Annotated in this window: 4 protein-coding genes; all 4 read left to right on the top strand. The window is 38.4% G+C overall.

From position 1 onward, the window contains the following. Positions 1–278: 278 nt before the first annotated feature. The 4 genes from ACP6PL_RS03780 (at position 279) to ACP6PL_RS03765 (ending at position 4,395) form a co-directional block, all read left to right on the top strand. Positions 279–1,211, top strand: a complete 933-nt coding sequence (locus ACP6PL_RS03780; protein ID WP_426542706.1) for an NAD-dependent epimerase/dehydratase family protein — start codon at positions 279–281, stop codon at positions 1,209–1,211. Positions 1,212–1,566: 355 nt separating this feature from the next. Further along, a complete protein-coding gene (locus ACP6PL_RS03775) occupies positions 1,567–2,178 on the top strand; it encodes a MerR family transcriptional regulator (RefSeq protein WP_426542700.1) in 612 nt (203 codons plus the stop codon). 53 nt (positions 2,179–2,231) lie between these two features. Continuing rightward, positions 2,232–4,010 carry a macro domain-containing protein gene (locus ACP6PL_RS03770; protein WP_426542698.1) on the top strand — a complete coding sequence of 593 codons (1,779 nt, stop codon included), beginning with the start codon at positions 2,232–2,234 and terminating at the stop codon, positions 4,008–4,010. A gap of 82 nt (positions 4,011–4,092) precedes the next feature. After that, on the top strand, positions 4,093–4,395 hold the full coding sequence (locus ACP6PL_RS03765; RefSeq protein WP_426542696.1) for a hypothetical protein: 303 nt from the start codon (positions 4,093–4,095) through the stop codon (positions 4,393–4,395). Positions 4,396–4,817 lie beyond the last annotated feature (422 nt).

The following is a 4,817-nucleotide window of genomic DNA, read 5'->3' as shown; positions in this document are numbered from 1 at the left end:
GCACTTTCTTATTTAAAAATAATTATATTAACTTTAAGTATTGAGATATTAGCGGTCAGATCTTTAGATAAAAAATAAATCAACCAGGTATTTACTTAACTTATACTACATTTTAAACTATAAATTAAAGCACAATAAAAATAAGCTTTAGTTGTCAACTAAAGGTAATGAAACTGATAGCTAAATGCTGAATGCTGAATGCTGAATGCTTACTATTGACTTTTGAGTTGCTAAATAGGTATGATAAAATTATTAGCTATTTAGAACAAGAGGGAAAAATGCGAATATTGATTATGGGTGGCACCAGATTCATTGGTGTTTATTTAACAAAAATCCTGGTAGAGCAAGGGCATGAAATTGTATTATTTAATCGTGGAAATAAACCTGCTCCAGTCTCAGGAATCAAAGAAATTCATGGGGATAGAACCGATGCTAGCCAACTCAAAGAAAAATTAGCATCCGAAAAATTTGATGCTGTTTTTGATAATAACGGACGAAAATTAACTGATACAAAACCTCTGGCAGAAATCTTTCAAGGTCAAGTCAAACATTTCATTTATATGAGTTCTGCTGGAGTTTATTTACAGTCTGACCAAATGCCTCATATTGAGGGAGATGCTACAGATCCAAAAAGTCGTCATTTAGGAAAATATGAAACAGAAACAGAATTAGCAAATCTAGGTTTACCCTGGACTTCTATTCGCCCTACTTATATTTACGGACCACAAAATTATAATGATTTAGAAGCATGGTTTTTTGACAGAATTGTACGCGATCGCCCGATTCCGATTCCTGGTAATGGAGTTCATATTACTCAATTAGGTCATGTCAAAGATTTAGCAATGGCAATGGCAAATGTTTTAGGAAATGAAAAAGCTATTGGGCAAATTTATAATATTTCTGGAGAACGTTTTGTAACTTTTGATGGTTTAGCTCTTGCCTGTGCTGAAGCTGCTGGAAAATCTCCTGATTCTATTAAATTAGTACATTATAATCCTAAAGATTTCGACTTTGGTAAAAAGAAAGCTTTTCCATTACGAGTTCAACATTTTTTTGCTAGTGTAAATAAGGCGATGACCGAATTAAATTGGCAGCCAGAATATGACTTAATTTCTGGGTTAAAAGATTCATTTGAAAATGATTTTATTGCTTCCGGCCGTGATAAAGTAGAGGTAGATTTTTCCCTTGATGATGAAATTTTGAAAGTTTAATACCGTTTCACGGAAGTCAAAAGTAAACCAACCCCTAACCCCTCCCAGGAGGGGAAGTAGAGGCTTACTTATTCGCCCGTACATAACTCAAAACTTTGACTATACAATAGTGTCAGGAAATTATTTCACATTTAAAGACTGATCTTGTAGGTTGGGTTGACACAAGGAAACCCAACACCTCTCAAACAAACTCAAAAATCACTAAAACACCAAAATCAGATGAAATTGCATTTTCATCACCAGAACCAATTTCTCCTAAACGTTAACGTTTCGCAGAATGCCTAATTTTTTTTGTATAACTTTACAATTATAGTTGTCAATAACAAATATTTTTGTTATCCTTAATATATAGAACATGAAAACCTTAGAACGTTTGGCCAAAAATGACCCTAGATGGTCTCTGGATGAATTTGTAGAGGTTGTAAATCAACTATTACCTCAATTTCTGCCATTCCAGAAATCGCACACAAGAGTTCGAGAAGAAATTACTCCTCGCCTTGTGCGCCATTACACCACCCAGGGAATGCTAGATGAGCCACTCAAAGAAGGACGTTATGCTACTTACATTTATCGTCATTTGTTGCAGATGTTGGTAGTGCGACGGCTCTTAGCAGAAGGTTACGGTGCTAGTGCCATCAATGACTTGGCAATATCCAAAAGTAACGCCGAATTAGAATCCTTACTTCAAGGAGGTATTCAACTAACAATTACTACAGCAAACCCCGCCTTAGATTTTTTGCAACAGATTCAAGAACGTAGCTCAGTGCCAAAACCGCCTTTATCAGCTCCGTCACCCTCTCCTGTTGCCAAATCTCAAGTTAAATCTAGTAATTGGACTCGAATAGAAATTATTCCCGGTTTAGAAATCCATCTGCGGGAAGATTTTGTCTACCCAAAAACACCCCAGGAGCAAAAAAATCTAATCCAAAGTATTACTCAAAAACTCAAAGGTAAAAATAAAAAATAAAAAGTAAGTTAAAAGCTGATAGCTAGTTAATACCACAGGAGAAAAATTTCACAATGAAAACACCACAAATTGAATTAATTCCTTTGCGAAACGCGGTCGGTTCGGATGTTTCTACTACTTTAGACTTGCTAGTAAAAATTATTCCGCCAGAAGTAGAAATATATATGGATCGCCCTCCACTCAACATCGGTTTGGTCATCGATCGCTCCGGTTCCATGAGGGGAGGAAAAATTGAATATGCTCGTCAAGCTGCTTGCTATGCCATTGAGCAACTATTACCAACAGATCGCGTGAGTGTCACTATTTACGATGACCGTATAGATACTTTGATTTCTAGTACCCTTGCTACGGATAAAGCGTTTATAACATCTCAAATTAAACGCATTCAATCAAGAGGTAACACTGCTCTACATGGAGGATGGGTACAAGGAGGAGTAGAAGTTAGTAAATATCTCAATTCTCAACATTTGAATCGCGTGATTTTGCTTTCCGATGGTTTGGCAAATAATGGAGAAACTAATCCTGATGTTATTGCCTCAGATGTGAAAGGTTTGGCAAAACAAGGAGTCAGCACAACAACTATGGGAGTAGGGCAAGACTACAATGAAGATTTGCTGGAAGCGATGGCAAGCAGCGGAGATGGCAATTACTATTATATTGAATCCCCCGAACAACTCCCCGATATTTTTGCTACAGAAATGCAGGGTATTATGGCAACTATTGGTCGTAATGTCACCATAAGAATTGAGCCTCAAGGAGATGTGGAAGTAGTAGATGTTTTAAATGATTTTGAAGTAACGCGCCAGGGTGAGTTCAAGTTGCCGAATCTTGTTATGGGTAATCCGTTTACGGTGGTAGTGCGCCTCAAAATACCAGCAATGTCAGAGGCAACAGACTTATGTTATTTTCGATTATCCTGGGACGATCCCGAACAACAGGAACGGCAGAAACTGCGAGTGGGGTTAAATTTGCCGGCGGTGAGTGCAAATCAATTGGAGGAATTTCCTTTTAACTCAGAGGTACGCAAACAAGTTGCTTTGATGATGTCAGGGCGAGGTAAAATGGAAGCAGTGAAAAAAGTAGACCAGGGAGAGTATGAGGCAGCTCATCAAATTCTCACAAAAACTAGAGAGGAAGTTTTAGCTGCTCCTGAATCACTGTTGATGGAACAAGAGGCTCAATCTTTAGTAGATTTAGAACAGCATTTACAAGCACGACGAATGCAAATGTATCGCAAATCTGCTCATTATGAAGATCGTCATTCTCGGCGCAGTTATAGTCAATCATCCCATGGACATTATTATACTAAAAAATTTTTAATAATGGTGAGTCATCGCATTGAGATTGTGCAGGGTGACATAACCAAACAACAGGTAGATGCGATTGTGAATGCAACCAACTCACTTTTATCTGGTCAGACAGGAGTAGATGCTGCGATTCACCAAGCAGCAGGCCCAGAATTGGCAGCAGAATGCCGGGAGTTGAATAGTTGTCAGATGGGTGAGGCTAAGATTACTCTGGGTTATAATTTGCCTGCACGTTGGGTAATTCATACTGTCGGGCCTGGATGGCTAGGTGGTAATAACGGAGAAGTGGAAATATTAGGTAAATGTTACCGTAATAGCTTGACTTTAGCACAACAATATGGAATACAAACAATTGCTTTTTCTGCTATCGGTACGGGTGTATTGGGCTTTCCTGCCCATGTGTCAGCCAAAGTCGCTTTGGAACAGGTTGCTACTTTTTTGTATCGCGATCGATCCATCCAAAAGGTGATTTTTGTCTGCTTTACTCCCGAAATTTATCAAAGCTATTTGCATGAGATGCCTTAACAAAGCAGTCAGCACTCAGCAGTAAGTGTTCAACCGGACATGATATAAAATACCAACAATAAACATTTAACTGATAACTGAAATGACTCTTCTGCCCCATGAATATCCAGACACCAGTAATATGATTCTGGAGGATGACACTCCCTTGGGGCTTTGTTGCACGAATATCCTAGAATCCTTGCATTACAAGACTTTCGCCTTAATAATATTTATTGATAAATCCTTATTTCATAATGCTTCTAGCACTTTCATGCAACAAAGCCCTCCCTTGGATAGCTTTATTAATGAAAAACAACAATGTCTCCTCACAACTGTATTTTATAGCGGTGTGGAAATACCTATAAATGCTCCTTATAGCTCAAAAATAGGAACAAGGAATGCCTAGTGCCGCTATGCGGAAGTCAGAAGTCAGAAGTCAGAAGCGAGTGTGTAATTCTGAGGTCCCCTACGGGGCGTATAAAGTGCGGAAGTAATTCCGCACACAGCCCCTCCAGAATGTAAGACACACTCAAGACAGTCAGAAGTATTGATTAGTAAGACTTTTAGGATTTTGTAACTGGTCAGTTATTTACGCCATTCTGCACTAGTATGGGAGCAAGATGCTCCCACTGCTATGTCTGATAACAAATCCGCTTGCAATGGAAGTGTTATAAGAAACCGGGTTTATGGGAGATAGATGTCAGTATAGTAGAGCATTTCAGATAAACCCGGTTTCTGTGGTTTTTTAAACCGATAACACTGGACTTAATATTATCAGGACTTACGCAAAGACACTATATATAGCGTATACTAAATAGAGCGATGTAG

Origin of the sequence: Dapis purpurea BLCC-M126 (genome assembly GCF_050015975.1) — a bacterium.
GTDB lineage: Bacteria > Cyanobacteriota > Cyanobacteriia > Cyanobacteriales > Microcoleaceae > Trichodesmium.
Note: the sequence above shows the minus strand (reverse complement) of the source record. Positions and strands in the feature narration are given on the sequence as shown.

Bases quoted from the DNA above. Each gene is read 5' to 3' on its own strand.
- ACP6PL_RS03780 (WP_426542706.1), top strand. From the start codon at position 279: ATGCGAATATTGATTATGGGTGGCACCAGATTCATTGGTGTTTATTTA.
- ACP6PL_RS03775 (WP_426542700.1), top strand. From the start codon at position 1,567: ATGAAAACCTTAGAACGTTTGGCCAAAAATGACCCTAGATGGTCTCTG.
- ACP6PL_RS03770 (WP_426542698.1), top strand. From the start codon at position 2,232: ATGAAAACACCACAAATTGAATTAATTCCTTTGCGAAACGCGGTCGGT.
- ACP6PL_RS03765 (WP_426542696.1), top strand. From the start codon at position 4,093: ATGACTCTTCTGCCCCATGAATATCCAGACACCAGTAATATGATTCTG.